Source organism: Nonomuraea sp. NPDC003201, assembly GCF_053590415.1.
On the sequence record NZ_JBSFTC010000001.1, the window covers coordinates 69,444 to 94,945 of the forward strand.

Consider the following 25,502-nt stretch of genomic DNA (forward strand, 5'->3'; position numbering starts at 1 on the left):
TTCCGCAGGCCGTTGACGGGACGGCGACGGGAAAGGAGGATCGGAGGGCTCCGATTGGGAGCGCTCCCAACCCTGAGGACCTCCATGACCCGAAGCCGGGCCGCCTTACTGGCCCTCCTCACCATGGTCGCCCTGTCCCCCGCCACGACGGCACTGGCGGACGAGGGACCCGAGCAGATCGTGAACGGCACCTTCGACTCCGGCACCGCCCCCTGGTGGAGCACCGGCAACACCACCCTCGCCATAGACGCGGGCCGGCTCTGCGCCGACATCCCCGGCGGCACCGCCAACCCGTGGGACGTGATCATCGGCCAGAACGACATCCCGCTGGTGGCGGGCGACACGTACGCGTACCGGTTCAGCGCCTCGGCGACCCCCGCCAAGGTCGGCAAGGCGCTGATCCAGCTCCCGGTGGACCCATGGACGCAGTACCTGTCGGCGAACCCGGAGCTGAGCGTCTCGGGCAACGACCACTCCTACACGTTCACCGCCCCCGTGTCGCTGCCGAACTCCCAGGTCGTCTTCCAACTGGGCGGCAGCGCCGAGCCATGGAGGTTCTGCATGGACAACGTGTCGCTCAAAGGCGGCGCCGAACCCGAGGTGTACGAGCCCGACACGGGCCCGCGCGTCCGCGTGAACATGGTCGGCTACCTCCCCCAGGGCCCCAAGAACGCCACCGTGGTCACCGCCGCGACCACGGCCCTGGACTGGGAGCTCAAGAACGCCGACAAGCAGACGGTCGCCAAGGGCCGGACCACCCCCAGAGGCGTGGACGCCAGCTCCGGCCAGAACGTGCACACGCTCGACTTCGGCTCCTACCGCAGGCCCGGCAAGGACTACACGCTGACGGCCGACGGTGAGACGAGCCGGCCGTTCGACATCGCCGCGGACATCTACGACCAGCTCCCCACGGACGCGCTGAAGTTCTACTACACCCAGCGCAGCGGCATCGAGATCCTCGACAGCCTCAGGCCCGGCTACGGCCGGCCCGCCGGGCACGCCGGCGTCGCGCCGAACCAGGGCGACGTGAGCGTCCCCTGCCAGCCCGGCGTCTGCGACTACTCGCTCGACGTCAAGGGCGGCTGGTACGACGCCGGTGACCACGGCAAGTACGTCGTCAACGGCGGCATCTCGGTCTACCAGCTCATGGCCGCGTACGAGCGGGACAGGGCGGCCTTCAAGGACGGCCAGCTCGCCATCCCGGAGAGCGGCAACGGCCGGCCGGACATCCTGGACGAGGCCCGCTGGGAGCAGGAGTTCCTGCTGAGCATGCAGGTGCCGGAGGGCAAGCCGTTCACGGGCATGGCCCACCACAAGATCCACGACCGGAGCTGGACGGGCCTGCCGCTGCTGCCGCACCTGGACCCGCAGCCGCGCGAGCTGCACCCCACCTCCACGGCCGCCACGCTCAACCTCGCGGCCACGGCGGCCCAGGCGGCCAGGCTGTTCGCCCCGTACGACCCGGCGTTCGCGGCCAGGAACCTCAAGGCCGCCCGCAGGGCGTGGGCCGCGGCCAAGGCCGACCCGGCCAGGTACGCCGACCCCAACGACGGCACCGGCGGCGGCGCCTACAACGACGCCGACGTGAGCGACGAGTTCTACTGGGCGGCGGCGGAGCTGTTCATCACGACGGGCGAGAAGGAGTTCAAGGACTTCGTGCTGGCCTCGCCGCACCACTCGGGCGACATCTGGCGTGACCGGGGCTTCGACTGGGGCAACACCGCCCAGCTCGGCCGCCTCGACCTGGCCACGGTGCCCAACGCGCTCCCCGACCGGGCGCGGGTGCGGCAGTCCGTGGTCGAGGGGGCCGAGAAGTATCTGGCGGTCCAGCGGGCACACCCGTACGGGCTGCCGTACAACCCGCCGGACTTCGACTGGGGCTCGAACAACCTGGTCCTGAACAACCTGGTCGTCCTGGCCACGGCGTACGACCTGACCGGCCACGAGAAGTACCGGGCGGCCGTGCGCGAGGGCATGGACTACATCCTCGGCCGCAACGCGCTCAACCAGTCGTACGTGACCGGCTACGGCGAGGTGGCCTCGCACAACCAGCACAGCCGCTGGTACTCCCACCAGCTCGACCCGGCGCTGCCCAACCCGCCGCGCGGCACGCTGGCCGGCGGCCCGAACTCCGGCATCCAGGACCCGCTCGCGCAGCGGCTGCTGAAGGGCTGCAAGCCGCAGTTCTGCTACATCGACGACATCGAGTCGTGGGCGACGAACGAGCTGACCATCAACTGGAACTCCCCGCTGGCCTGGGTCTCCGCGTTCCTGGCCGACAAGAGCGGGCGGTCCGACTGCCGGGTGCGCTACACGGCGCACGGCTCGGGCCAGTTCACCGGCCAGATCGTGATCGAGAACACCGGCAGGCAGACCGTGGACGGCTGGACCCTGCGCTGGTCCTTCCCCGGCGGCCAGCGCGTCCGGCAGGACTGGGGCGCGGCGCTGTCGCAGTCCGGCTCGGTGGTGACGGCCACGAGCTCCGGCAAGATCAAGCCGGGCAGGTCCGTGACGTTCGGCTTCGTGGCCACGAACCCCTCGGGCCCCAACCCGTCCCCTGAGGTCTTCCACCTGAACGGCGAGCGCTGCGGATGACCCCGCCCGTCCGGCGGCCTCTCCGCGAGAGGCCGCCGGACGTTGCGGACGCTCCGTTGAACGGAATAATCTGGGCCATGCCCAGGGGAACCTCAGAAGTCAGCGAGCCGATGTTCTTCGTGCTCGCCGCCCTACGCGCCGGCCCGCTGCACGGCCACGCGATCAGCAAGTCGATCAAAGAACTGTCGAGCGGCCGGGTCCAGCCGTCGGTCGGCACCCTCTACGGCATCCTGGAGCGCCTGAACGAGCGCGGCGTGATCACCGTGGACCGGGAGGAGACGGTCAACGGCCGGAACAGGCGCTACTTCCGGATCACCGACGAGGGACGGACCCTGGTCGAGGCCGAGGCCAGGCGCATGCAGGAGGCCGCCTCCCTCGTGCTGCGCCCGATCACATGACCGCCACCATGCCCCAGCCCATGACGTCCCTCGAACGGCGCTACCGCCGGTTACTGCGGGCCTACCCGAGGCAGTATCGCGCGGCGCACGGCGACGAGCTGGTCGACGTCCTGCTGGAGTCGGCCGGCCCCGGCAGGAACGTCCCGGTGCCCAAGGAGGCGTGGGGCCTGCTGGTGGGCGGCGTGCGCAGCCGCATCGTCCACCTGGCGACGGGCAGCGCCTGGGAGGACGGCCTGCACCTGGGCATCACGGCCGTGGCCGCCGCGAACCTGGCGGCGCTGCTCCCCTACGCGGGCGCGGTGCCGCTGTGGACGCTGCTGTCGGCGCTCGCGCTGCTGGCCGTCCTGCGCGGACGGCTGACGGTGGCGTTCCCGCTCACGCTCGTCGCGGGCGTGAAGGCGGTCGCGGTCGCGGGCGGCTGGCAGATGTTCGAGCCGACGCTGATGCCGGTGTACCCGTCGGTCCTCACCGGGCGTGCCCTGTTCCAGGACAGCAGCCCCTTCGCCGTGGCCTTCGGGTACGCGGTGGTGCTGCTCGGGCTGCTGGTGCTCATGTCGAGAAGGCGGGAGACGCCGCGGATCCGGTCATGGTGGTGGCCGGCGGCCGTGGTGGCCGTCGCGTGGGCGGGTCCCCAGTGGATGGAGGAGGGCAGCTGGTACCCGCTCAGCCTGAGCCGGCTGGCGACGGAGGCGGCGGCGTTCGGGCTGGCCGTAGCGGGCTGCTACCTGGCGCGCGACCACCGGTGGGCGCTCGCGTCGGGCATCTACCTGCTGGTGAGATCGATCGAGCTGTCCATGAACGCCGATTCCCTGACCAGGCAGCACCTGGCCTACTGGGGCGTGCTGGCCGTGCTGGCCCTCGGGGCCGCCTCCGTGCCGTTCCGGAGGCGGCGGCACTGTCTGGATTGACCATGCTCCGTTAAACGGAGTATGGTCGTCCGCCATGACGAGGAAGACGCTGCCTACCGCGCTGCTCGCCCTGGCCGTCCTCTGCGGCTGCGGGGGCGCCACAGAGACCGCCACAGAGACCGCCACAGAGACCGCCACAGAGACCGCCGCCGCGCCCTCCCCCAGCGCGGCGGAGGCTGCCAAGGACAAGAAGCACCAGCTCGAAGCGGCCAAGGCCGACTGCATGAAGCAGAAGGGCTTCAAGTACGTCGCATGGGTGAAGCCGGAGCAGCCCCAGAGCGACGAGGACCGCCGCCGGGACGCGGGCGACTACCAGGCCATGCGGAAATATCGCGAAAAATACGGCTTCGAGGTCTTCGCCGAGTTCGTCTACCCCAAGGAGATGAACGCCCCGGCGGCCCAGAGGGAAAGCCCCAATCAAGACCCGAACATGAAGATCCAAGAGGCGCTCTCCGAAGCTCAGCTGGGCGCCTACCACAAAGCCAAGGACGTCTGCATGGTCACGGCGGCCAAGCAGGTCCTCGGCGTGACCCTGAAGTCGAACCTCGACTACTACAACCAGATAGCCCTCACCAGGAAGCGCGCGACGGCCGCCACGCTCGACAGCGACCCCAAGCTGGTGGAGCTGGCCGGCGCCATGGCCACCTGCCTGAAGGGCAAGGGCTACGCCGTCACCGACACCGCGCCGACGGCCATGGCCAAGCGCGGCCAGGACGCGTTCTTCAAGGAGCAGGACAAGCTGGGCCGGGAGCAGGACGACACCGTGCCCGATGTCGCGCCGCCGGCGAAGAAGGGCGAGAACCAGCCGATCAACATGCCGTCCCTCACCGCTGAGCAGGCCCGGCCCTACCTGGCCAAGGAGATCAAGGCCGCGCTCGACGACCTGGAGTGCGGCAAGGACTTCTACCCGGTCTTCACGCCGCGCAAGTCGGCGATCGACGCGCAGGTCAGGGCCCAGTTCGCCTACTGACACCCAGGATCGGAGGACGGACTTCGCCATGCTCACCAGACTCACCGTGACCGCCACCGCCCTACTGGCGCTGGCCGCGCTCTCCGGCTGCGGAGGCGCCACCGAGAGCGCCGCGCCCTCGCCCGGTTCGACCGCCGAGGACAAGGAGGTTCAGCTCGAAGCGGCCAAAGCGGACTGCATGAAGCAGAAAGGCTTCAAGTACGTCGCATACGTGACGCCGCACAAGCCGGGCACCGAGGATGACAAGAGCCGCGCTTATGGCAACTACCAGGCAATGCGGAAATATCGCGAAAAATACGGCTTCGGGGTCTTCGCCGAGTACATCTACCCCGACATCTTCAACACCCAGGCCGGCAGCCCCGAGGGCAACCCGAACGGGAAGATCCAGTCGGCGCTCTCCAAGGCGCAGCTGCAGGCGTACCGGAAGGCGATGGACGCCTGCCAGGTCTCGGCGGCCAACAAGGTCCTCGGCCTGAAGCTGAAGTCGACGGAAGACTTCTACGACGCGCAGTTCAAGGCCTCCGTCCGGGCCCGCAAGGGCAAGCTCGACACCGACCCCGAGCTGGTCGAGCTGGCCACCGCCATGGCCACCTGCCTGAAGGGCAAGGGCTACGCCGTCGGCGACACCGCGCCGGACTCCATGGCCGATCAAGGACAGAAGACGTGGCAGCTCAAGCAGGACAAGCTGGGCCGGGAGCAGATGGACGACGTGCCCGACGTCGCTCCCCCTGTCGAGGACGACAAGCCGCCGATGTACTACGTGCCGACGCTCACCCCCGAGCAGGCCAAGCCCTACCTGGCCAAGGAGATCAAGGCCGCGCTCGACGACCTGGAGTGCGGCAAGGACTTCTACTCCGCCTACCTGCCGAAGGAACTGTCGGTCCAACGGCAGGTCAGCGCCCAGTTCGGCATGTGACCACCTCATGAAGTCACCGCGCAAGCTCCTCGCCGGCGTCGTCGCCGGAGTTGTGATCATCGCGGGCGCCGGCTGGGCCGTGGGCTCACGGCTGCGCTCCCCCGCCGACGAGGCGGCCCGCCGCGCCGCGCCGCGGGCCTCGCTCGTCACCGCCGCCGTCGAGCGCCGCAAGCTCGTCAGCACCGTCGTGGTCAGCGGCACGCTGGAGTACGGCTCGCCCCTGCCTGTCAGCCTGGCCGGGGCGGTCGGCGGCACGGCCGAGCAGCAGCGGGCCACCCGGGCGCCGCGCCAGGGCCGGCTCGCGGAGGGCTCGGTCTTCCTGGAGGTCAACGGCCGTCCGGTGTTCGCACTGCGCGGGTCCGTGCCAATGCACCGCACGATCGCCCCCGGCAGCAAGGGGGACGACGTCAAGCAGCTCCAGCGGGCGCTGCGCAGGCTGGGGTACGGCGGTCCCGTCTCCGGCGTGTTCGACCAGGCCACGATCGCCGCCGTCACCCGCATGTACACGAAGAAGGGGTACGAGGCGCAGCAGCCGACGCTGACCGACCGGCAGTCGTACGACACGCTGCGCAAGGCCGTACAGACCGCCCAGGAGACCCTCGCCGCCGAGAGGAAGGCGCTGGACCAGGGGCGCGACGTGCTGCCGCTCAAGATGAGGCTGGCCAACGCCAAGGCGGACCTGAAGACGGCCGAGCGCGCCCTCCAGGAGGCCGAGGCCCGGGAGGTGACGCCGGAGGACGAGACCAGGACGGCGGCGGCCGAGGCGGCCGTGCGCGCGGCGCAGGAGAAGCTGGCCGAGGCCGAGCAGGCGCTGGCCGAGGCCAGGAAGCAGCCCACGCCGGCGGCCACCGCCACCCCTCAGCCCACGGCCTCCACCGACACGAGCCTGCTGGAGCTGCGGGTCCAGAACGCCCAGGCCGACCTGGCTGCGGCCCTGGAGGCGCGCGAGCGGGTCGATGAGGAGGCGCGGCAGGCCAGGGAGAAGAGCCTGGTGGAGCTGCGCAAGGCCGTACGGACCGCGAAGGAGGCCAGGGCCACCGCCGAGCAGGCGCTGCGCCAGGCCAGGCAGCTCTCCCCGACCAGGCTCAAGGTGACCAACGCCGGTAAGGACGTGGCGGCGGCCAAGGGGATGCTGGCCGAGTTCGCCCGTACCTATGGGACCTCCATCCCGCCCGGCGAGGTGGTGTTCCTGCCGAAGCTGCCCGCCCGGGTGCGCAAGGTCTCGGTCAAGCAGGGGCAGCAGGTCGAGAAGGAGGTCGCCACGGTGACCAGCTCGGCGTTCACGGTGACGGGGTCGGTGGAGGCGACGGAGGCCGAGCTGCTGCGCACGGGTATGGAGGCGGCCATCGAGCTCGACACGGGCAAGACGTACAAGGCGCGCCTCACCGCGGTCGGTGACCAGGCCAAGGTGCCCGGCTCCGAGGAGGCCAAGGACGGGTCGGAGCCCGTCCTGATCACGCCCGCCTCGATGAAGGGGCTCAAACCGGGGACCGCCGTCACGGCGCGGGTGACGGTGGGGGCGACCAAGGAGCCGGTGCTGGTCGTGCCGGTGGCGGCCGTGATCACGGGGGCCGACGGGAGGGCCCGGGTGCGGGTCGAGTACGCCACGGACCAGACCAAGGACGTCGAGGTGCGTACGGGCCTGACCGCCGACGGGAACGTCCAGGTCGCCGGCGCGATCGAGGAGGGCGACCGGGTGGTGGTCAGCGGTGCCTGAGCCGGTGATCTCGCTGGCGGAGGTAAGCAGGGAGTTCGCCGCCGAACCGCCGGTCCGGGCGCTCGACCGCGTCACGCTCCGGGTGGACAGGGGCGACTACCTGGCCATCGTCGGCCCGTCGGGCTCGGGCAAGTCGACCCTCCTGAACGTGCTCGGCCTGCTCGACCGCCCCAGCTCGGGCAGCTACCGCCTCGACGGCACGGAGACCACCACCCTGCGCGACGGGGCCAGGACCAGGTTGCGCGGCGACCGGATCGGCTTCGTCTTCCAGTCCTTCCACCTGCTCTCCCACCGCAGCGTGGTCGAGAACGTCATGCTCGCCGAGGTCTATCGGAGCAGAGGAGCTCGGAGGGAGAGAGCGAAGCCAACGAGCTCCGAAGCGGCTGCGACCATGAGCGCAGTCAGGCAGGCGCGTAAGGGCAGGCGGGAGCGGGCCCTGGCGGCGCTGGAACGAGTCGGCCTCGGCCACCGGACCGGGTTCGCGCCCGACCGGCTGTCCGGGGGCGAGCGCCAGCGTACGGCCATCGCCAGGGCCCTCATGGGCGAGCCGTCCCTGCTGCTGTGCGACGAGCCCACGGGCAACCTCGACAGCCGCAACACCGAATCGGTGCTCGGCCTGTTCGACGAGCTGCGGGGGCAGGGGATGACGCTCGTGGTCATCACCCACGAGCAGGAGGTCAGCAAGCGGGCCGGGCGCCGGGTGCGGATCACCGACGGCGTGCTGGTGGAGGAGGAGTGATGCACGTACGCGACCTGCTCGGGGAGGCCGTGGCCGGCATGCTCGCCCGGCCGGTGCGCTCGGCGCTCACCACGCTCGGGACCGTGCTCGGCATCACCACGCTGGTCATCACGCTCGGCGTGGCCGCCACCGCGGGCAACCAGATCGTCGGCCGCTTCGACGCGCTGGTGGCCACGGCCATCACGGTGGAGGTGCCGGAGTCGCCGAACACGCCGCTCGTGGAGTGGGACTCGATCGACCGGCTGACCAGGCTGCGCGGCGTCGAGTCCGCCGCCGCGCTGGCCGAGTCGGAGGACAGCGCGAACCTGTCCGTGCGCTCCAACGACATCGTGGACCCCACCAGGGTCACCGCGCAGTCGTTGACCGTGCTGGCCGCGACGACCGGGCTGCCCGAGGCGGCGCGCGGCAGGATGGTGCAGGGCAGGTTCTACGACCGAGGGCACATCGAGCGGCGCGACCGGGTGGCGGTGATCGGCGACCAGGCGGCCAAGCTGCTCGGCGTCGGCCGCCTCGACCGGGCGCCGGCCATCTTCATCGGCAAGCACGCGTACACGGTCATCGGCATCCTGGGCGACCTGCGCCGCGAGCGGAACCTGAGCACCGCCGTGTTCGTGCCGCCCACGGTGGGCAGGCAGTTCGGGCTGCGGGACGTCACCAGGGTGCTGGTCAACACGAGCCTGGGCGCGGCGGACCTGGTGGCCCGGCAGGCGCCCACCGCGCTCAGCCCGGGGAACGGCGACATGCTGCAGGTGATGGCCCCGCCCAGCCCCACCAGGGCGCGTGACCAGGCCCAGGACGACGTCAACGCGCTCTTCCTGATCCTCGGCCTGGTCTCGCTCGTGGTCGGCGCGGTCGGCATCGCGAACGTCACGCTCGTCACCGTGATGGAACGCGTGCCGGAGATCGGCCTGCGCCGCTCGCTCGGGGCGGCCAGGCGGCACATCGCCGCCCAGTTCCTGCTGGAGTCGACGCTGACCGGCCTCGCGGGCGGCGTGATCGGCGCCAGCCTGGGCGTCGTCACGGTCGTCGCGGTGTCGGCCGCCAAGCAGTGGACGCCGCTGCTGGACGTGCGCCTCGCGGTCGCGGCGCCAGTGGCGGGAGCCCTGGTGGGCCTGCTGGCCGGGCTGTACCCGGCGCTGCGGGCGGCCAGGATGGAGCCGGTGGACGCGCTCAGGTAGCGTAGACGGCCGACAGGAACCGGACGAGCACCGCCTCCCTGGCGGCCGCGGGCAGCGCGTCCAGGATCGCGTTGACCGTCGCCATCTCCGGCTGCCCCGCCTCCGGCCGCAGGTCCACCCCCACGGAGGAGGCCAGCTCGGCGAAGTCCGCCTCGTCGAGCGTTTCCAGGTCCGTGGCCGCCACCAGCTCGACCAGCCCGTCGGGCAGCACGACCGGCCCCCGCTCCCGGGCGGCCTCGGCCGACTCGGCGATCACCTTCAGCAGGTCCTCGACCCCCGCGAGCGTCACCCCGGTGACCGTGATGTGCAGGTTGGCCGGGATCCCGGCGTACGAGAGCTGCGGCTGCAGGAACCAGCCCCGCTCCCGCGCCTCGTCCGCCAGCACGAACACGTCGATCCCGTCCCCGGCGAACGCCACCAGCGACGACTCCGGCTCGCCGAGCACCCGCAGCCCGGGGATCCGCGCGAGCCCTTCGCGCAGCTTGGCCGTCGCCTCCAGGGTCGCCCGGCCCAGCTCCAGGTAGCCCTCCGTGCCCAGCGCCCGCAACGTGGCCCAGGCGCCGCCGAGCGGCCCGGCGGACCTGGAGCTCTGCACGGTCGCGTTGACGATCGTGTAGCCGGGCCACGCGGCGGAGGCGAAGTACGCCTTGCGCCGCATCGCGGGATCGGCGAAGAGCACGACCGAGGCGCCCTTGGGGGCGTACCCGAACTTGTGCAGGTCGCACGAGAGCGACGTGACGCCCGGCACGGACAGGTCGAACGGCGGCACCGTCGCGCCCGCCGCGCGCAGCCACGGCAGCAGCCACCCGCCGACGCAGGCGTCCACGTGACACGGCACGCCCGCCGCCGCGGCCACGGCGGCGACCTCCTCGACCGGGTCGACCACCCCTTGGGGGTAGGAGGGCGCGGAGGCGACGACCATGATCGTGTTCTCGTCGATCGCGTCCGCCACGTCCCGCGCCCGCACCTTGTACGTCTCCAGGTCCACCGGCACGGCCACGACCTCGACGCCGAGATAGTGCGCCGCCTTGTGGAAGGCGGGGTGGGCGCTGACGGCGAGCACCAGGTTCGGGCGGCCCCTGTGGGCGGCGTCGTGCGCGGCATCGCGCGCGGCCTTGACCGCCAGCATGATCGACTCGGTGCCGCCGCTGGTGAAGATGCCGTGACCGCCGCCGAGCAGGTCCGCGACCGCGCCGACGACCTGCCGCTCCATCTCGACCACGCTGGGGAACGCGGTCGGGTCGAGGCAGTTCACCTCCAGCATCTCGAAGTACACCCGCGCCGCCGCCTCGTGGACCTCGGCCCGGCCGGTGTCGTAGACGTACGCCGTCACCTGGCCGCCGCGCACGGGTAAGTCGTGCGACCTCAGCCTGGCCACCTCGGCCAGCAGCTCCTCGGTGGTCCTCGCTCTGGGGTTCACGTGGGCTCCTTCGTGCGGGGGTCGCCGGGCAGGCCGAGCGTGCGGTGGACGCTCAGGTGCAGGTGGGAGCGGAAGCGGCGCAGGGCGGCCCGGTCGCCGGCGGCCCTGCGGCGGCCCTCCGCGTCCAGCACGCCGCCCTTGGCGAACCCGTGCACGGACCAGATGACCATCCACATCGCGTACTCGAGATCGACCTTCTCGTCGATCGGCCCGCCCTCGACCGCGGGCCGGACGGCGGCGGTCACCGAGGCCACCAGCGGCTGCACGTACTCGCGCTCCAGCTCGGTGATGTCACTGGCGTCGGAGAGCCAGCGGTGCATCCACAGGGCGGGCACCTCGGGGTTGTCCACGCAGAAGTCGAGGTAGTCGTCCAGCAGCCGGTGGACGGCCGCGACGAGGTCGTCACCGGGCAGCCGGGCGAACGCCAGGTCCAGGGCCGCCTTCTCAGCCCGGTGCGCGCGCTCCATGACGGCCAGGTACAGCTCGCGCTTGCCACCGACGTGGTAGTTGACGGTGGCGATGTTCATCCCCGCGGCCTCGGCGATCTGGCGTGTGGAGGTGCCGTCGAAGCCCCGCGCGGCGAACAGCTGTGTCGCGACCTTGAGGATCAGGTTGACCTGTCCGCTGTCCATGCGGCCGAAGGTAGTCCTACCCTTACCTTTTGGTCAATCGCTTGATGGAGACCCGGCTCAGTCCGGCGCCCAGTACTTCACCATGATCTTGTCGAGCTGCTGCACCACCGGCTGCCAGCTCGGCGTCAGCGTGTAGCGGCTCACGCGGTGCTTCTTATAAACAAGCGTGTACTTGAGGAAGTCCGCCCCCTGCGGGGTGGCCTCGGACCGCCCGAGCTTCAGTGTCTTGAGGGACGTGCGCAGCCTGCGCTCCTCCTTGCCGGTGAGGCACTTGTCGACGGTCGGCCCCGTACGGTGGCTGAGCCGCACGCAGCCGTTCGTGTAGACGATCACATGGTCGCTCAGCCCCGCGAACCCGCCTTGCTTCCGGTAGTCGATCAGCACCTTCTTCGGCGCGACGGCCGCCTGCGCGGGAGCCGGGGCCGCGGACAGGGTCAGGGCCGGCAGGAGCACCGGCACGAGCACGATTCGCCACATTTTCTTCACACCTACTTGGACGGATGGGAGCGCCGAACGGCTCAGCCTCAGCCGAACTGGTCCGCGTTCTCCTTGGTAACCGGTTTCACGGGCACGGCCACCGCCTTGGGGATGCTCTCCCCCTTGGCGGCCTTCACCGCGGCGTCCACCGCCTGCTGCCCCAGCAGCCTGGGCTGCTGGGCGATGGTGACGGAGAGCGTGCCGGCCCGGACCGCCTTGATCGCGTCGGGCGTGCCGTCGAACCCGACCACCTTGACCCGCTGCCCGGCCCGGGCCCCCAGGGCCTTGATCGCGCCCAGGGCCATCTCGTCGTTCTCGGCGAACACGCCGGCGAGGTCGGGGTGCGACTGGATCAGGTTCGTCATGACGTCCAGGGCCTTGGCCCGATCGAAGTCCGCCGGCTGCTGGGCCACGACCTTGATGTTCGGGTACGCGGCGATGCCCTCGGCGAACCCCCTGCCGCGGTCGCGGGAGGCGGAGGTGCCCGGCACGCCCTGGAGCACGGCCACGTTCCCCTTCTCGCCGAGCAGCCTGGCCAGCTCCTGGGCGGCGAGCCGCCCGCCGGCCACGTTGTCGGAGGCCACGGTCTGGGCCACCTCGGCGCCGTTGACGCCGCGGTCGGCGGCGATCACCGGGACGGCGGCCCGGTCGGCCGCCTTGACCGCGGGGACGGCCGCGTCGGAGTCGACCGGGTTGATGATGATCGCCTTCATGTTCTGGCTGGTGAAGTTCTGGACCTGGTTCACCTGCTGCGACGGATCGTTCTGGGCGTCGGTGACGGTCAGCCTGGCGCCCAGCTTCTTCGCCTCGGCCTGCGCGCCGTCCCGGAACTGCACGAAGTACGGGTTGTTCAGCGTCGACACCGACAGGCCGATCTTGACGTCGCCCGTGGCTCCCCCGCCGCCGCACGCGGCCAGGCCGGCCAGCGCGGCACCCGCTATGAGCATCCGCATGATCTCTCCCCCTAAGTGGTTGCCCTGCGCCGCAGGGTGTCGACGAGCACCGCCAGGGCGATGACCACACCGATCACGACCTGCTGCCAGAACGCCGAGACCGACAGCAGGTTCAGGCCGTTGCGCAGGACTGCCAGGATGAGCGCGCCGACGAACGTGCCCAGCGCCCTGCCCTTCCCCCCGGACAGGCTGGCGCCGCCGATCACCACGGCCGCGATGGCGTCGAGCTCGTACCCGGCCGCCGCCTGCGGCTGCGCCGAGGCCAGGCGGCTGGCCAGCACGATCCCGGCCACCGCCGCGAAGCCGCCGGACAGCGCGTACGTGATCAGCTTCTGGCGGCCGACCTTGATGCCCGACAGGCGGGCGGCCTCCTCGTTGCCGCCGATGGCGTACATGGCGCGGCCCGCGTACGTGCGGTTGAGGATCACGGCGGCGATCACCCCCATGACCACCATCACGATCACGGGGACCGGCAGGACTCCGCCGGCCGTGTCGCCCAGGTGCGAGACGGCGTCCGGCATCGGGATCGGGCTGCCCGCCGAGATGACCAGGGCCAGCCCGCGGGCGACCCCGAGCATGGCCAGCGTGGCGATGAACGGCGGCAGCCTGCCGTACGCGATCAGGACCGCGTTGACCAGCCCGCACACCACCCCGACCAGGAGGGACACCAGGGTGGCCAGCGGCCACGGCAGGCCGGCGACGCCGGCGGTCCAGGCCAGGACGATCGCGGAGAGCGCCGCGACCGAGCCCACGGACAGGTCGATGCCGCTCGTCACGATCACGAACGTCTGCCCGAACGCCAGGATCGCGGTGACGGCGGCCTGGACGCCGACGTTGAGCAGGTTCGTCACGCTGAGGAAGTCGGGCGACAGCAGCGACAGCGCCACGACCAGCACCACGAGCGCCGCCAGCGCGCCGTTCTCGGCGAACCAGGCGGCCGCCGGTGACCGGCGGCCCAGGAGCGCGTCACTCGGCACGGGAACCCTCCACCTCCGCGACGGCCAGGGCCATCACGTCGTCCTGCGTGGCCCCGGCCGCGCGCAGCTCGCCGACGAGCCGCCCCCGCGCCATGACCAGGATCCGATCGCTCATCCCGAGGACCTCCGGCAGGTCGCTGGAGACCATCAGCACGGCGTCCCCCTCGGCCGTGAGCTCGTTGACGAGCTCGTAGATCTCGACCTTGGCGCCGACGTCGATGCCGCGCGTCGGCTCGTCGAGGATGAGCACGCGGGCGTCCGCCATCAGCCACTTGCCGATGACGACCTTCTGCTGGTTGCCGCCGGAGAGCGTGCGCACCTCCTGGTCCAGCCCGGCCATCCGGATGCCGAGCCGTCCGGCCGCCTTCGCGGCGGCCGAGCGCATCCAGGAACGGTCCACGAAACCGGCCCTGGTGGCGGCGCGCATGGTGACCAGGCCCAGGTTCTCGGCGACGCCGGCCTGCGGCACCAGGCCCTGGCCCTTGCGGTCCTCGGGGACGAGGCCGAGCCCGGCCTCCATGGCGGCGTGCACGTCGCCGGGCGGCAGCTGCGTCCCCCGCACGGTGACCTCGCCCGCGTCGTAGCGGTCGGCCCCGAACACCGCCCGCACGACCTCCGTGCGGCCCGCGCCCACGAGCCCGGCCATCCCGACCACCTCACCGGCCCGCACCTCGAACGACACGTCGCCGAACGCGCCCCTGTGGGTCAGCCCGGACACCTCGAGCAGCGGCCTGCCCCGCCTGGCCGGCCGCCGCGGGTACTGCTGGTCGACGGGCCGCCCGACCATGAGGGCGACCAGCTCGTCCCTGCGGGTGTCCGCCGGGACCCGGGCCACGGACCTGCCGTCGCGCAGCACGGTCACCCGGTCGCCGATCTCGGCGATCTCCTCCAGATGATGGGTGATGAACACGACCGCCACACCCTCCTCGCGCAGCTGCCGCACGATCGCGAACAGCCGGGCGACCTCGCCGGTGGTGAGCACGGCGGTGGGCTCGTCCATGATCAGCACCCGGGCGTCCAGGGCCAGCGCCTTGGCGATCTCGACCATCTGCATGCGCGCGATGCCCAGCCCGGCGACCGGCGTACGCGGGTGCACGTCCACGCCGACCCGGTCCAGCAGCCCCTTGGCCTGCTGCTCCATGCGCCCGGTGGCCACGAAACCGAACCTGCGCGGCGGGCGGCCGAGCGCGAGGTTCTCCGCGACCGTGAGCTGGGGGACGAGGTTGAACTCCTGGTAGATGGTGGAGATCCCCAGCCGCTGCGCGTCCCCCGCGGTGCGGAGGTGCACCGGGCGGCCGTCCATCAGGATGCGGCCCTCGTCGGGGTGGTAGGCGCCGGAGAGGATCTTGATCAGCGTGCTCTTGCCCGCGCCGTTCTCGCCCAGCAGGACGTGCACCTCGCCGGTGCGCAGGCTCAGGTCCACGCCGTCGAGGGCGACCACGCCGGGGAAGGTCTTGCGCAGCCCCTCGGCCTTGAGAATCTCCTCGCTCACGTGGTGGTCTCTATCCGCTCACGAGGCCGGTGAACCACTGAATGCCCAGGTCAGGGTTATTGTCTTGCTGAGTGGGGAGTGAAAATGGGATGACGTCCTCGCGGCTCCGCATCGGGGTGCCCGTCTCCCTGTCGGGGATGCACGCCCGTTTCGGCGGGCAGGTCCGGCTCGGCCTCGAAGTCTGGCAGTCCCTCGACCCGGCCGTGGAGCTGATCGTCGAGGACGACCACAGCGAGCCCCGCTCCCTGGACGTCGTGCTCCCCCGGCTGGCGGGCCAGTGCGACCTCCTGCTGGGGCCGTACTCCACGCAGCTCATGCGGCGGGCGGGGCGCATCGGCGCGGCGCTCGACATGCTGATCTGGAACCACGGCGGTTCGGGCGACGACGTGCAGGCGGCCAACCCGGGGCATGTCGTCTCCGTCCAGACGCCGGCCGGCCGGTACGCCGAGCCGTTCGTCCGCCGGCTCGCGGAGAGCGGCGACCACAGCCCGCTGCGGATCGTGAGCGGCAAGGGGCGCTTCGCCCTGCAGGTCGCGGAGGGCGCCGCACGGGCCGCGCACGCGGTGGGCATCCCGGTGGTCTTCGGCGGCCCGGTGGACGACGCCTGGAACCTCTTCTGCGCCGGGGCCTTCGAAGAGGACGTGGAGGTGGTCAGGCGGGCCCGCCGCGCGCGCACCATCTGCGCCGTGGCCGCCGGGGTGCGGGAGTTCGGGGCAGCCGTGGACGATCCGCGCGGGATCTACGGCGTCGGCCAGTGGTTCCCCGGCGGCGCGGGCGAGGCGGCCTTCGGGGTCTCCGAGCGGGAGTTCGTCGCGGCCTACGAGAAGCGGACCGGAGTGCCGCCGAACTACGTCGCGGTCCAGGGGGTCGCCGCCGCGATCATCGCGACGTACTGCGCCGCCCGGGCCGGTGGCACCGGGCGGGCGGAGCTGTGGTCGGCCGCCGCCGGCCTGGAGACGGCGACCCTGTTCGGCGACTTCGCGATCGACCCGGGCACCGGGCTGCAGACCGGGCACCGGGCGGTGCTCACCCGGTGGGAGAGCGAGGGGCCCGTCGCCGCCTGAGGTCAGGCGGCTCGGGGATCGGGCGACTCCGGGAGGTCAGGCGGCTCCGGGGGTCACGATCGCGATGCCCAGGCACATCTCGTCGCTGGTCCCGTCGCCCCACACCACGTACCGGGGCGGCAGCTTCTGCAGCTGGGGCAGCAGGGCGCGCAGGCCCGCGTCGTGCGTGCACGTCACCCGTACGACGTCGCCCTTGTTCACTGTGACGGGCTTGGGCAGGACCCGCAGCGACTGGTCGTCGAAGTTGTACTCGGGCACGTCCAGGAGCGTCTGCGCCTTCGGCGTGCCGGGGTTGAGCTCGACCTTGATGGCGCGGCCGAGCAGGTGCATGTGGCCCGCCATGGCGTGGACCGTGGCGGTGCCCTCGACGGGCATGTCACAGTGCTGGGTCGGCCCCGGCTTGCTCGGCCCGCAGTACTTGGTGAGGATCGCCACCTGCTTCGTCAGCTCCTCGCCGAACCTGGCGCCGACGTCCTTGACCGCGGCGGCCCGGTCGCAGAGCGGTCCCGACTCCTTCGGCGTGCAGGGGAGCTCCACCGGGGCCTGGAACAGGGCGGTCTCCAGGGGCCGCAGGGTCTGGTCGGTCACGCGGAGGCGGATGCCCGAGCGGTCGGTGCCCGGCTTGCCCTCCACGCCCAGCAGGTTGTAGTGGACCTGCATGACGAGCCGGCTGCCCGGCGGCAGCTCGTAGCCGTACTTGGGGTCGAGCAGCGTCTCGCTGGTGCCGGGGGCCCAGTGCGCCACCCATGAGGAGTCGCCGACGCCGTCGTCGCCGAAGCACGTCCAGCCCTGGCCGGGGGTGCGCCGGTCGATCTCGCGCGCCTTGGCGGCGTGCTCGGGGTCGATCCTGAAGAAGATCGCGTGGTGGACGAGGTCGAGGTTCTGGGGCTGGAACTGGGCGCCGGTCAGGAACACCTTGCTCGCCAGCTTGGGGTCGATGAGGAAGCAGCGGTAGTCGTCCGTGCCGCCGTTGGGCGGGTTCGGCGTGTACGGCTCCGCCATCGTCAGGTTGACGAACCGTTCACCGGCCCGCAGCGGGGCCGCCGCAACCGTGGCCTTGGCGGCATGTCCGGTGTGAGCGGTGTGACCGGCCGGCGTGGCGGTGCTCCGGGCGCCACACGAGGCGAGCAGGACGACCGCGAAGAGCAACACGGCCGTCCGGGCGAGTCGATTCATACCTCAACACTCGCCCGGCAAGCGGGCTCCGGGCATCCTTCCACGGGACGCTCTCGCTCGTCCCCTGGTAGGACTCCGGCATCCGACTCAGGTCGCCCCTGGGGTGTCCGCGCCGGCCGTTTCGTCAGTCCGCCTCGCTCAGCAAACTCTGGGCGAAGGAACGGATCTCCTCGTCCTCCGCGTTGACGGCGTGCTCCAAGAGGCCCGTGTCCTCGTCGGACAGGCGCGCGGCGGCCGCCGCGGCGAACAGCCGGGCCGTCGGGTCGGGCCCTTCGAGCCGGGCGAGGACGTCACGCGGGTCGGGCTCCTCGTCGTCCTGACGGACCAGCCATTCGGCCGACTCCTTGACCGGACCGGCCTCCAGGCTCGACGCCCCCGCCTGCAACTGGTCGGTCGAGGCCTCGGACAGGAACTCGAGGACCTTCCAGCGGACGGCGGCGTCGTACTCCGTGCTCATGCTCATGACGCGCGCTATGGCGGACCCGTGCCGGTCGTCGGCGTTCGACAGCACGACCTCGATCGCGAAGTACCGTACGTTGCGGATCGGGCTGGACAGGAGGGCCGGGACCTCGTCCATCATCGGGGCGGCGAGTTCTCCCAGCTCGGACAGCAACCAGGTGCCCGTCCGCACGACCACCTCATCGTCGCTGTGCAGGAGCCTGCCGAGGTTCTCGACGGGGTATCCGGCGTACAGCTCGGCAAGCAGATCGTTGGCCGCCGTACCGACGATGTCGTCGGACGGATGCGCGAGGATGCGCTCCATCAACTCGTCGCCTGTCTGTGTCTGCATCAACTGCCGCTATCTCCCGAAAAGTCGCCTAAGGGTGCCTTTTTCCCGATTGATTCTCTCCGCGTGGCCAGTCTCGTAGCCCAGGCGTTCCTGCTCCTCTTCCCGCTTCTTGATGCTGGCTTTCAGATCTTTCTCGAGCTTCTGCTTCTCCTGCTCCGTCATGCCCCTCGTGCTTTGGGGGAGGTCACCGTGGAACTTCCCGGTCTGGTCCCTCCCACCCATGCTGCGTCCGCCCCGGCCGCCACCGCTGTTCCTGTTGTTCCTGCGGCCCATCTTGGCCATGCCGTCGGTGACCGAGCGAGGGCCGGATGATGTCCGTAAGCCCGCGGGCCGCAGTGGGACGCTGCGGCCGCCTGCGCCGGCGAGTGCGGGGGTGCCTCCGGGGCCGCCGGGGCGGCGGAGGTTGTCCAGGACGCGGCGCATGGGTTCGGTGATGCGGCGGCGGATGATGGGGGCGATGACCTTGCCGGTGCCTTCGCCGCCTTCGTGCAGGATCTTGCCGACGGTTTTGCGGGCCATGAGGGTGCGGGCGGTGGCGTAGCTGACGCCGACTGCGCCGCCGAAGGCCAGCGCTTTGTACACGGCGACCGTGGTGAAGACCGCCTGGGTGCCGGCGGCGACCTTGACGGCCGAGACCACGGCGGCGCCGGCGTCCAGGACGGCGGGGGCGAGTTTCATGGCGTTGCCGGCCTGGGCCAGGTGGCCGCCGTCGGCGCCGGTCCTGGCCCAGTGGGCCTGGGCGCTGGCACCGCCCTCGCCGCGGTAGACCTGCTGCACCCCGCGCATCGAGGCGTCGGCGCCGCTCGCGGCCGGCACGCTCGCGGCCTGCGCGACCCGCGACGCGTTCCCCTCAGCCCTTACGTCGTCCTCGTCGAGGTTCGGCCACGGGCCCAGCATCGCCATCATCCCGGCCGCCGCCGGGGGCAGCACTACACCCATGTGCGGCCGAGCTGCTCGGTGTTCTGGACGTTCGCGGCCTCCGTGCCGGCCGTGTTCTTGACCACGGCGTTCAGGCCCTCGCCGGTCCCGCTCATCTCCGTGGACAGTCCGGAGAGCGCGGCCATCGCCGTCGCGCGGCATTCGGCGTACGCGTTGGTGAACACGGCGAAAAGCCCGTCGTCCCCCCAGGAGGACACCCCGTCCCCACGTGCCTTGAGCGGCTGGAGAGCGGCGTCGTAGTCCTCCCCATGGGCCGTGATCCGCGAGGCCTCCTGCCCCACCGCCCCCAGAGCGATCTCGAGTCCCGTCATGGCGAATGACCATATATTGACGTATCACGGTCTGCGCAACATTTCGGGTTAATGAGATCTACATCGCCAAGTAAGGATCTTGTCGTTGTATGTCTAGACTTGGTCCGCTCTCCTGACGACTGGAGGTCGCCATGTCCTTCCCCACACCCGAGAACGACGCCGCCTACCTGGAGGATTACTTCGCCCAGGGCCGGCGGGCCATCCGTGACCTGCGCGCGGCACAGGCCGCGATCCGGCAGCTGGAGGGCCTGGCCAAGAGCAAGGACGGGCTGATCGAGGCGGCCGCCGACGGCCAGGGCGGGCTGACCCGCCTGCGCATCGACCCGCGCGCCCTGCGGCTCGGCGAGGCTGCGCTCGGACGCGAGGTGACCGCCGTGCTCCAGGCGGCGCAGGAGGACGCGGCTCGCAAGGCGGCGGTGATCGCGGACGAGGCCATGGGCGCCGCGAACCTGCCCGAGCCGCTCGACGAGACGTTCGTACGCCGGCGGGTCGAGCAGGCGACCCGCGACCTTCTCTAGGCTCGGAGGCAAGTGTGTTCGGCCATCCCTACGACCCGGCCAACATCAGGGAACAGGACGTGGACGAGGTCGCCCGCCAGGGTGAGCGGATGCTGGCCTGGCTGGAGGCGGCCCAGGAGGACCTCGAAAAGATCGTCGGCACCGGCGAGGCGGCGGCCGGCCAGGTCAAGGCGACCGTCGACGTCAACGGGCGCGTCCTGGACGTCCGGTACGGCCCGCGCGCGACCCGCCTGAACAGCCACGAGCTGGCCGAGCAGACGCTCGCCGCGGTGGGCGAGGCGTGCGCGGACGCCCAGCGCCAGACCGAGGACCTCATGCGCGAGGCCCTGCCCGGCTACGACCCCGCGGAGGCGAACGCCCAGTTCGAGCGGATGCTGAACGACTGGCGGTGACCTACGACGTGGGGAACGTCGCCTCGACCCGGAAGCCGCCCTCCCGGTCCTCCCAGGTCTCCAGGGTGCCGCCCACCAGCTCCACCTGCCGCCGCAGGTCCAGCAGCCCCATCCCGGGTCCGGCGCCGCCGACCCAGGCGTCCGGCTGGCCGGGGGTGTTGCGCACGGCGATCCGTACCGATCCCGGGCGATAGCGCACCCGCACCCGCGCCTCCGCCCCGGGCGCGTGCTTGCGGACGTTGGTGAGGGCCTCCTCGACCATCAGGTACGCGGTGCGCCCCACCACGCCCGACACGGGCACCGGCGTGCCGTCCACCACCAGCTCCGCGGGGACGCCCGCGCAGGCCGACTCGGTGACCAGCGGCCGCAGGTCGGGCAGCGGGAGCCCCAGGTCGAAGCCCTCCCCGGTGCCGCGCCGCAGCAGCGCCACCATGTGACGCAGCTCGTCCAGCGCCTCGAACCCGGTCGCCCGGATCTCCTCCGCCGCCGCCCTCCCGCGCTCGTCGCGCGCCGCCATGGCCAGCACCCCGGCCTGGAGCACCATCCGGCTGACCCGGTGGGTGACGACGTCGTGCATCTCGCCCGCCAGCCGTTCGCGCTCGACCCGCTGGGCCCGCTCCGCCAGCTCGCGGCGCAGTCGCTCCCGGACGGCCACGTACATGCCGTACAGGGTGGCCAGGGCGAGCGCCGCCTCGGTGCGCAGGATCAGCGGGAGCCGGTCGGGCAGCGACAGGACGGCCAGGCCCAGGATGATCACCGGCAGCCAGCGCTGGATGCCGCGATACCGCTCCGCCGCGAACGCCATCGCGCCGTACGCGGCGAAGGCGCACGTGGGCGGCCAGAGCGGCGCAGCGTCCGGCAGCGGCACGTGCCAGACCACCGACAGCACGGGCAGGGCGATCGCCGTCCCCGCGCTGACCCAGGCGACGGTGAGCGGCGCCCTGCGCGTCCAGAGCACCGGCACCGCCGCCACGAGCAGGACCACGAGGACCGGGCCGGTGTAGCCGGTCGCCAGCGTCAAGCCTCCCGCGGCCAGGACCGCGACCGCGTCGATCGGCCGCGGACGGACACCGTCCACCGGCTCATCGTACGATCACGCACCGGCCCTGCCCAGCCTCCAACCGGGCGACCTCAGGTCTTGGTGATGCGGACGGCGTCGGCGATGACGTAGCCCGTCGCCGAGGTCCACCGGCTCACCCCGACCACGTTGTACGTGCCCGCCGCCAGCGTGTACGTGCCCAGCACCCGCCACTGCCCGCCGCCGCTGCGCTGGTCCACGGTGACCGTCTGGTTCCCGCCGGAGGTGGCGACGATGTACGGCGTCGCGCTGTTGTAGCCGGAGTCGGCCGGGTACCACACCTCCACCCGGTAGGTCCCGGCGCTGGGGATGGTCGTCTGGTACCAGGCGGGATCGCTGGCCGAGACCGGGTTGGCGAAGCGGTAGTCGGCGCCGTGCAACTGTCCGGAGAAGGCGGACGTGCCCCAGTTCGAGCTGGCGATGAAGCCCGCGTCCGAGTTGTCGATCACGACGCTGAACCCGTCGCCGGACTGCCCCACGGGCTTGCCCGTGCTGGGCGCGCTCTCCTGGTGGGTGCGGTTGAGGGCGGTCACGTAGTACGTGAACGCCCCGGAGGCGGCGGACGAGTCCGTGAAGGACGTCTTGCGGGTCGTCGTGAGCAGGTTGCGGGCGTCGGCGAAGGAGCACGGGTCCGCGGTGGACTGCAACCCGTTCACCCGGTACACCGCGTAGTACGTGCCCGAGCCCGTCCACGCGAGCTGGACGCCGGTCGAGCCCTGGGTGGCCGAGGTGATCGCGGGCGCGGGCGGCGCCGCCGCCGAGCCGCGGGCGGGCAGCAGCGCGGGCTTGGTGTAGTGGGCGTTCACCACCCGGGTGAACGACCCGATCCGGTCCGCCTTGACGTCCTTCGCGCTGAAGAAGATGTCCCCGGACACCTCGGGATGCCGGCGGTTGTCGGTCAGGTGGTCGCTCAGCTCCGCCGGGTCCTGCCAGGCGGCGTCCTGCCCGGAGGCTCCGGCGCGGTAGGCGGCCTGGCCGACGACGAGCTGCACGCCGGTGCCCCGCACCTGGTCGGACCACCAGGCCGTGAGCACCTCGTAGGCGGCGGCGGAGAAGCCGATGTGCCAGTAGATCTGGGGCGAGATGTAGTCCACCCAGCCCTGCTTGACCCATTTCCGGCTGTCGGCGTAGATCGCGTCGTACGACTGCAACCCGGACGTGCGCGAGCCCAGCGGGTCGGTCGAGGAGTTGCGCCAGATGCCGAACGGGCTGATCCCGAACGACACGTGCGGCTTCGCGGTGTGGATGCGCTGGCCCAGCTCCTGCACGAGCAGGTTGACGTTGTTGCGCCGCCAGTCGGCGATGTTGCCGATCCCGCCGCCGTGCTGCGCGAACGTGCCCGCGTCGGGGATGGTCTGTCCGTCCACCGGATAGGGGTAGAAGTAGTCGTCGAGGTGCACGCCGTCCACGTCGTACTTGGAGACGGCGTCCATGATCGCGTCCTCGATGAAGGCGCGTACCGCCGGGATGCCCGGGTTGTAGTAGAGCTTCCCGCCGTACGCGAAGCGCCACTCGGGGTGCTGCCGCGCGGGGTGCGTGGCCACGAGCTTGTTCGGATCGGCGTGGTTGGCGATCCGGTACGGGTTGAACCAGGCGTGGAACTCCAGGTTGCGCGCGTGCGCCTCGTTGACCATGAAGGCCAGCGGGTCGTACCCGGGGTTCCCGCCCTGGGTGCCGCTCAGCCACTCCGACCACGGCTCGAACGGTGACGGCCAGAACGCGTCGGCCGTGGGCCTGATCTGCACGACCACGGCGTTCATCCGCTTCTGCACGGCCATGTCCAGCCACGCGCGGAACTCGGCCTGCTGCTTCGCCGCGCTCAGCCCCGTGCCGCTGGGCCAGTCGATGTTCGCGACCGTGGAGATCCACATGGCCCTGAGCTGGCGTTTCGGGGTGGCGGGGTCAGGCGTGCAGGCGGCCGCGGCGGCGGAGAAAGTGGAGGTCACAAGATGGACGAGTACGGCGAAGGCCGCGAGAGCAGCGCGCAACGCGATCACGAAGAGAAGTTTCAGCGCGTTCAGGAGAAAGTGCAATAGTCTTCACCGCTTCGGTGGGGCCCAATCTCGGGGCGCAGAACACGCACCACGTCAGGCGCGCCCGCTCTCTTCGAAGCGGCACTCGAACCTCTTCCCCCAGGCGGCTTCGACACCGGACGAACGCCGTCAAAGGGGCGAAAAGTTTCACCTAACACGTGAGTAATGTCAATTATCGACATATGTCAAGACGTGCCATACGGTGGGCGCGTCTAGCGGTCCACCCGGAGGTAGCAGGTTCCGCGCGCCAACGGTGCGCCGCTTACCACCAACGAGGAGCACCCCCATGACTCTCGTCCGCACGCGATTAGCAGCCCTCGCCACCTCGACCCTCGCCGTCCTCCTCATCACCGCAGGCCAGCCCGCCCTGGCGGTGGCCAAGGACAGCCCGCTCCAAGCGGCGTTCGCCAAGGCGGCCGCCGCGCAGGACGTCCCCCGCGACCTGCTCGTCGCGCTCGCCTACGCCGAGACCCACCTCGACGGCCACAAGGGCGAGCCCAGCGCCAGCGGCGGATACGGCGTGATGCACCTGGTCAGCAATCCGACCAACCACTCGCTCGAGAAGGCCGCCGAGCTGACCAAGCTCCCGGCCGACAAGCTGAAGGCCGACGACGAGGCGAACATCCTCGGCGGCGCGACCGTGCTGCGTACCCTCGCCGACGGGCTGGGCCTCGACGAGACGGCCAGGAAGGACGCCGGGCGCTGGTACCAGGCCGTGGCCAAGTACGGCAACGCCTCCTCGCCCGAGCTGGCCCGCCTCTACGCCGACGCCGTGTACGAGCAGCTCGGCCTCGGCATCGACATCCGCGGCGTCAAGGTCAAGCCGCAGGAGGTCACCGCCGACCGGGGCGAGCTCGCCAAGGCCCGCCAGCTGAACGCGCAGGCCGCGGTGGCCAGCCCCGACTACCCGCCGGCCGCGTGGGTGGCCGCCAGCTCCAGCAACTACACCGCCTCCAGCCGCCCGTCGGCCTACGCCATCGACCGGGTGGTCATCCACGTCACCCAGGGCTCGTACGCCGGCACCATCTCCTGGTTCCAGAACTCCGCCGCGCAGGTCTCCGCCCACTACGTGGTCAAGTCCTCCAACGGCGCCATCACCCAGATGGTGCGTGACAAGGACATCGCCTGGCACGCCGGCAACTGGAGCTACAACACCAGGTCCATCGGCATCGAGCACGAGGGCTACGTCGCCGACGCCTCGTGGTTCACCGACGCGATGTACCGGGCTTCCGCGGCCCTGACCAAGGCCATCTGCGACAAGTACGGCATCCCGAAGGACCGCAGCCACATCATCGGGCACAACGAGGTCCCGGGCGCGACCCACACCGACCCGGGCTCGTACTGGAACTGGACCACGTACATGAACTACGTGACCGGTGGCGGCACCCCGTCGTGGTCCACGACCATCGACAACACCACCTCCGGCCAGTTCACCGCCAGCGCGAACTGGGGCACCTCCACCTACTCCAGCCAGCGCTACGGCGCCGACTACCGCTACGCCGACCCCGTCGCCGCCAGCGACCCGGCGTGGTACTCGGCGACCATCCCGAGCGCGGGCACGTACCGGGTCGAGGTCTGGTATCCGGACGATCCCGGATACAACAGCTCGGCGCCGTTCATCGTGGCGGCGTCGGGCGGCAACCAGACCGTCTACGTCGACCAACGCTCCGGCGGAGGGGCCTGGAAGAGCCTGGGCACCTTCTCGCTCAACGCCGGCACGTACAACGCCGTCGGCGTGAGCCGCTGGACCTCGGGCACGGGCTACGTCATCGCCGACGCCGTCCGCATCAGCCGGGTCTGAGAATCACCTCGTACGGCCCGCGTCCTCT

The 25,502-nt window shown here is 71.2% G+C and carries 24 protein-coding genes; 12 read left to right on the forward strand and 12 right to left on the reverse strand.

Annotated elements, in window-relative coordinates:
* Positions 1 to 84: 84 nt before the first annotated feature.
* From ACWDX9_RS00335 to ACWDX9_RS00370, 8 genes are all read left to right on the forward strand, one after another.
* Positions 85 to 2,595, forward strand: a complete 2,511-nt coding sequence (locus ACWDX9_RS00335) for a glycoside hydrolase family 9 protein (protein WP_449947193.1) — start codon at positions 85 to 87, stop codon at positions 2,593 to 2,595.
* 77 nt (positions 2,596 to 2,672) lie between these two features.
* Positions 2,673 to 2,993, forward strand: a complete 321-nt coding sequence (locus tag ACWDX9_RS00340) for a PadR family transcriptional regulator (RefSeq protein WP_350723555.1) — start codon at positions 2,673 to 2,675, stop codon at positions 2,991 to 2,993.
* The gene (locus ACWDX9_RS00345; protein WP_449947197.1) at positions 2,990 to 3,901 is read left to right on the forward strand and encodes a hypothetical protein; all 912 of its coding nucleotides are present in this window, start codon (positions 2,990 to 2,992) and stop codon (positions 3,899 to 3,901) included. The genes ACWDX9_RS00340 and ACWDX9_RS00345 overlap by 4 nt, the downstream gene beginning before the upstream one ends.
* 34 nt (positions 3,902 to 3,935) lie before the next feature.
* On the forward strand, positions 3,936 to 4,871 hold the full coding sequence (locus ACWDX9_RS00350; protein ID WP_449947199.1) for a hypothetical protein: 936 nt from the start codon (positions 3,936 to 3,938) through the stop codon (positions 4,869 to 4,871).
* Positions 4,872 to 4,899: 28 nt separating this feature from the next.
* Complete coding sequence (locus ACWDX9_RS00355; protein WP_449947201.1) at positions 4,900 to 5,787, forward strand: hypothetical protein; 888 nt, start codon at positions 4,900 to 4,902, stop codon at positions 5,785 to 5,787.
* 7 nt (positions 5,788 to 5,794) lie between these two features.
* Positions 5,795 to 7,504, forward strand: a complete 1,710-nt coding sequence (locus ACWDX9_RS00360) for a peptidoglycan-binding protein (RefSeq protein ID WP_449947203.1) — start codon at positions 5,795 to 5,797, stop codon at positions 7,502 to 7,504.
* A complete protein-coding gene (locus ACWDX9_RS00365; protein ID WP_449947206.1) occupies positions 7,497 to 8,243 on the forward strand; it encodes an ABC transporter ATP-binding protein in 747 nt (248 codons plus the stop codon). The genes ACWDX9_RS00360 and ACWDX9_RS00365 overlap by 8 nt, the downstream gene beginning before the upstream one ends.
* Positions 8,243 to 9,421 (forward strand): ABC transporter permease, encoded by a 1,179-nt coding sequence (locus tag ACWDX9_RS00370; RefSeq protein ID WP_449947208.1) that lies wholly within the window; start codon positions 8,243 to 8,245, stop codon positions 9,419 to 9,421. Before ACWDX9_RS00365 ends, ACWDX9_RS00370 begins: the two co-directional genes overlap by 1 nt.
* On the opposite strand, the gene ACWDX9_RS00375 is transcribed toward ACWDX9_RS00370, so the two are convergent.
* The 6 genes from ACWDX9_RS00375 to ACWDX9_RS00400 are packed head-to-tail and all read right to left on the reverse strand — an operon-like array spanning position 9,414 to position 15,372.
* Positions 9,414 to 10,841 (reverse strand): pyridoxal phosphate-dependent decarboxylase family protein, encoded by a 1,428-nt coding sequence (locus ACWDX9_RS00375; protein ID WP_449947209.1) that lies wholly within the window; start codon positions 10,839 to 10,841, stop codon positions 9,414 to 9,416. The genes ACWDX9_RS00370 and ACWDX9_RS00375 overlap by 8 nt on opposite strands.
* On the reverse strand, positions 10,838 to 11,473 hold the full coding sequence (locus ACWDX9_RS00380) for a TetR/AcrR family transcriptional regulator (protein ID WP_449947212.1): 636 nt from the start codon (positions 11,471 to 11,473) through the stop codon (positions 10,838 to 10,840). Before ACWDX9_RS00380 ends, ACWDX9_RS00375 begins: the two co-directional genes overlap by 4 nt.
* Before the next feature lie 57 nt (positions 11,474 to 11,530).
* Positions 11,531 to 11,950, reverse strand: coding sequence for a hypothetical protein (locus ACWDX9_RS00385; RefSeq protein WP_449947215.1), 420 nt, complete (start codon positions 11,948 to 11,950; stop codon positions 11,531 to 11,533).
* Between the two features lie 47 nt (positions 11,951 to 11,997).
* Positions 11,998 to 12,903: a D-ribose ABC transporter substrate-binding protein gene (locus tag ACWDX9_RS00390; protein ID WP_449947217.1), complete on the reverse strand. Its 906-nt coding sequence runs from the start codon at positions 12,901 to 12,903 to the stop codon at positions 11,998 to 12,000.
* An 11-nt stretch (positions 12,904 to 12,914) separates the two neighbouring features.
* The gene (locus ACWDX9_RS00395; protein ID WP_449947220.1) at positions 12,915 to 13,880 is read right to left on the reverse strand and encodes an ABC transporter permease; all 966 of its coding nucleotides are present in this window, start codon (positions 13,878 to 13,880) and stop codon (positions 12,915 to 12,917) included.
* Positions 13,870 to 15,372 (reverse strand): sugar ABC transporter ATP-binding protein, encoded by a 1,503-nt coding sequence (locus ACWDX9_RS00400; protein WP_449947223.1) that lies wholly within the window; start codon positions 15,370 to 15,372, stop codon positions 13,870 to 13,872. The genes ACWDX9_RS00395 and ACWDX9_RS00400 overlap by 11 nt, the downstream gene beginning before the upstream one ends.
* 89 nt (positions 15,373 to 15,461) lie before the next feature.
* Between ACWDX9_RS00400 and ACWDX9_RS00405 the strand changes: the two genes are divergently transcribed.
* Complete coding sequence (locus ACWDX9_RS00405) at positions 15,462 to 16,436, forward strand: ABC transporter substrate-binding protein (RefSeq protein WP_449947225.1); 975 nt, start codon at positions 15,462 to 15,464, stop codon at positions 16,434 to 16,436.
* Positions 16,437 to 16,472: 36 nt separating this feature from the next.
* Here the strand turns inward: ACWDX9_RS00405 and ACWDX9_RS00410 are convergent, their stop codons facing one another.
* The 4 genes from ACWDX9_RS00410 to ACWDX9_RS00425 form a co-directional block, all read right to left on the reverse strand.
* A complete protein-coding gene (locus ACWDX9_RS00410; RefSeq protein ID WP_449947228.1) occupies positions 16,473 to 17,612 on the reverse strand; it encodes a monooxygenase in 1,140 nt (379 codons plus the stop codon).
* A gap of 124 nt (positions 17,613 to 17,736) precedes the next feature.
* Positions 17,737 to 18,402, reverse strand: coding sequence for a hypothetical protein (locus ACWDX9_RS00415; RefSeq protein WP_449947231.1), 666 nt, complete (start codon positions 18,400 to 18,402; stop codon positions 17,737 to 17,739).
* Between the two features lie 9 nt (positions 18,403 to 18,411).
* On the reverse strand, positions 18,412 to 19,341 hold the full coding sequence (locus tag ACWDX9_RS00420) for a hypothetical protein (protein ID WP_449947234.1): 930 nt from the start codon (positions 19,339 to 19,341) through the stop codon (positions 18,412 to 18,414).
* Positions 19,332 to 19,652 (reverse strand): hypothetical protein, encoded by a 321-nt coding sequence (locus ACWDX9_RS00425; protein ID WP_449947236.1) that lies wholly within the window; start codon positions 19,650 to 19,652, stop codon positions 19,332 to 19,334. Before ACWDX9_RS00425 ends, ACWDX9_RS00420 begins: the two co-directional genes overlap by 10 nt.
* A 131-nt stretch (positions 19,653 to 19,783) precedes the next feature.
* On the opposite strand from ACWDX9_RS00425, the gene ACWDX9_RS00430 reads away from it, so the two are divergent.
* Entirely contained in the window at positions 19,784 to 20,170 is a 387-nt protein-coding gene (locus ACWDX9_RS00430; RefSeq protein WP_449947239.1) for a YbaB/EbfC family nucleoid-associated protein, read from the forward strand.
* Between the two features lie 14 nt (positions 20,171 to 20,184).
* Positions 20,185 to 20,562 carry a YbaB/EbfC family nucleoid-associated protein gene (locus tag ACWDX9_RS00435; protein ID WP_449947242.1) on the forward strand — a complete coding sequence of 126 codons (378 nt, stop codon included), beginning with the start codon at positions 20,185 to 20,187 and terminating at the stop codon, positions 20,560 to 20,562.
* 1 nt (position 20,563) lies between these two features.
* Here the strand turns inward: ACWDX9_RS00435 and ACWDX9_RS00440 are convergent, their stop codons facing one another.
* On the reverse strand, positions 20,564 to 21,640 hold the full coding sequence (locus ACWDX9_RS00440; RefSeq protein ID WP_449947245.1) for a sensor histidine kinase: 1,077 nt from the start codon (positions 21,638 to 21,640) through the stop codon (positions 20,564 to 20,566).
* A gap of 53 nt (positions 21,641 to 21,693) precedes the next feature.
* The gene (locus ACWDX9_RS00445; RefSeq protein ID WP_449947248.1) at positions 21,694 to 23,637 is read right to left on the reverse strand and encodes a family 10 glycosylhydrolase; all 1,944 of its coding nucleotides are present in this window, start codon (positions 23,635 to 23,637) and stop codon (positions 21,694 to 21,696) included.
* A gap of 322 nt (positions 23,638 to 23,959) precedes the next feature.
* Here ACWDX9_RS00445 and ACWDX9_RS00450 point away from each other — a divergent pair, with 322 nt between their 5' ends.
* Complete coding sequence (locus tag ACWDX9_RS00450; protein ID WP_449947250.1) at positions 23,960 to 25,474, forward strand: golvesin C-terminal-like domain-containing protein; 1,515 nt, start codon at positions 23,960 to 23,962, stop codon at positions 25,472 to 25,474.
* The last annotated feature ends 28 nt before the right edge of the window (positions 25,475 to 25,502 follow it).

Bases quoted from the DNA above. Each gene is read 5' to 3' on its own strand.
- ACWDX9_RS00335 (WP_449947193.1), top strand. From the start codon at position 85: ATGACCCGAAGCCGGGCCGCCTTACTGGCCCTCCTCACCATGGTCGCC.
- ACWDX9_RS00340 (WP_350723555.1), top strand. From the start codon at position 2,673: ATGCCCAGGGGAACCTCAGAAGTCAGCGAGCCGATGTTCTTCGTGCTC.
- ACWDX9_RS00345 (WP_449947197.1), top strand. From the start codon at position 2,990: ATGACCGCCACCATGCCCCAGCCCATGACGTCCCTCGAACGGCGCTAC.
- ACWDX9_RS00350 (WP_449947199.1), top strand. From the start codon at position 3,936: ATGACGAGGAAGACGCTGCCTACCGCGCTGCTCGCCCTGGCCGTCCTC.
- ACWDX9_RS00355 (WP_449947201.1), top strand. From the start codon at position 4,900: ATGCTCACCAGACTCACCGTGACCGCCACCGCCCTACTGGCGCTGGCC.
- ACWDX9_RS00360 (WP_449947203.1), top strand. From the start codon at position 5,795: ATGAAGTCACCGCGCAAGCTCCTCGCCGGCGTCGTCGCCGGAGTTGTG.
- ACWDX9_RS00370 (WP_449947208.1), top strand. From the start codon at position 8,243: ATGCACGTACGCGACCTGCTCGGGGAGGCCGTGGCCGGCATGCTCGCC.
- ACWDX9_RS00380 (WP_449947212.1), bottom strand. From the start codon at position 11,473: ATGGACAGCGGACAGGTCAACCTGATCCTCAAGGTCGCGACACAGCTG.
- ACWDX9_RS00385 (WP_449947215.1), bottom strand. From the start codon at position 11,950: ATGTGGCGAATCGTGCTCGTGCCGGTGCTCCTGCCGGCCCTGACCCTG.
- ACWDX9_RS00390 (WP_449947217.1), bottom strand. From the start codon at position 12,903: ATGCGGATGCTCATAGCGGGTGCCGCGCTGGCCGGCCTGGCCGCGTGC.
- ACWDX9_RS00405 (WP_449947225.1), top strand. From the start codon at position 15,462: ATGACGTCCTCGCGGCTCCGCATCGGGGTGCCCGTCTCCCTGTCGGGG.
- ACWDX9_RS00410 (WP_449947228.1), bottom strand. From the start codon at position 17,612: ATGAATCGACTCGCCCGGACGGCCGTGTTGCTCTTCGCGGTCGTCCTG.
- ACWDX9_RS00415 (WP_449947231.1), bottom strand. From the start codon at position 18,402: ATGCAGACACAGACAGGCGACGAGTTGATGGAGCGCATCCTCGCGCAT.
- ACWDX9_RS00420 (WP_449947234.1), bottom strand. From the start codon at position 19,341: ATGGGTGTAGTGCTGCCCCCGGCGGCGGCCGGGATGATGGCGATGCTG.
- ACWDX9_RS00425 (WP_449947236.1), bottom strand. From the start codon at position 19,652: ATGACGGGACTCGAGATCGCTCTGGGGGCGGTGGGGCAGGAGGCCTCG.
- ACWDX9_RS00430 (WP_449947239.1), top strand. From the start codon at position 19,784: ATGTCCTTCCCCACACCCGAGAACGACGCCGCCTACCTGGAGGATTAC.
- ACWDX9_RS00450 (WP_449947250.1), top strand. From the start codon at position 23,960: ATGACTCTCGTCCGCACGCGATTAGCAGCCCTCGCCACCTCGACCCTC.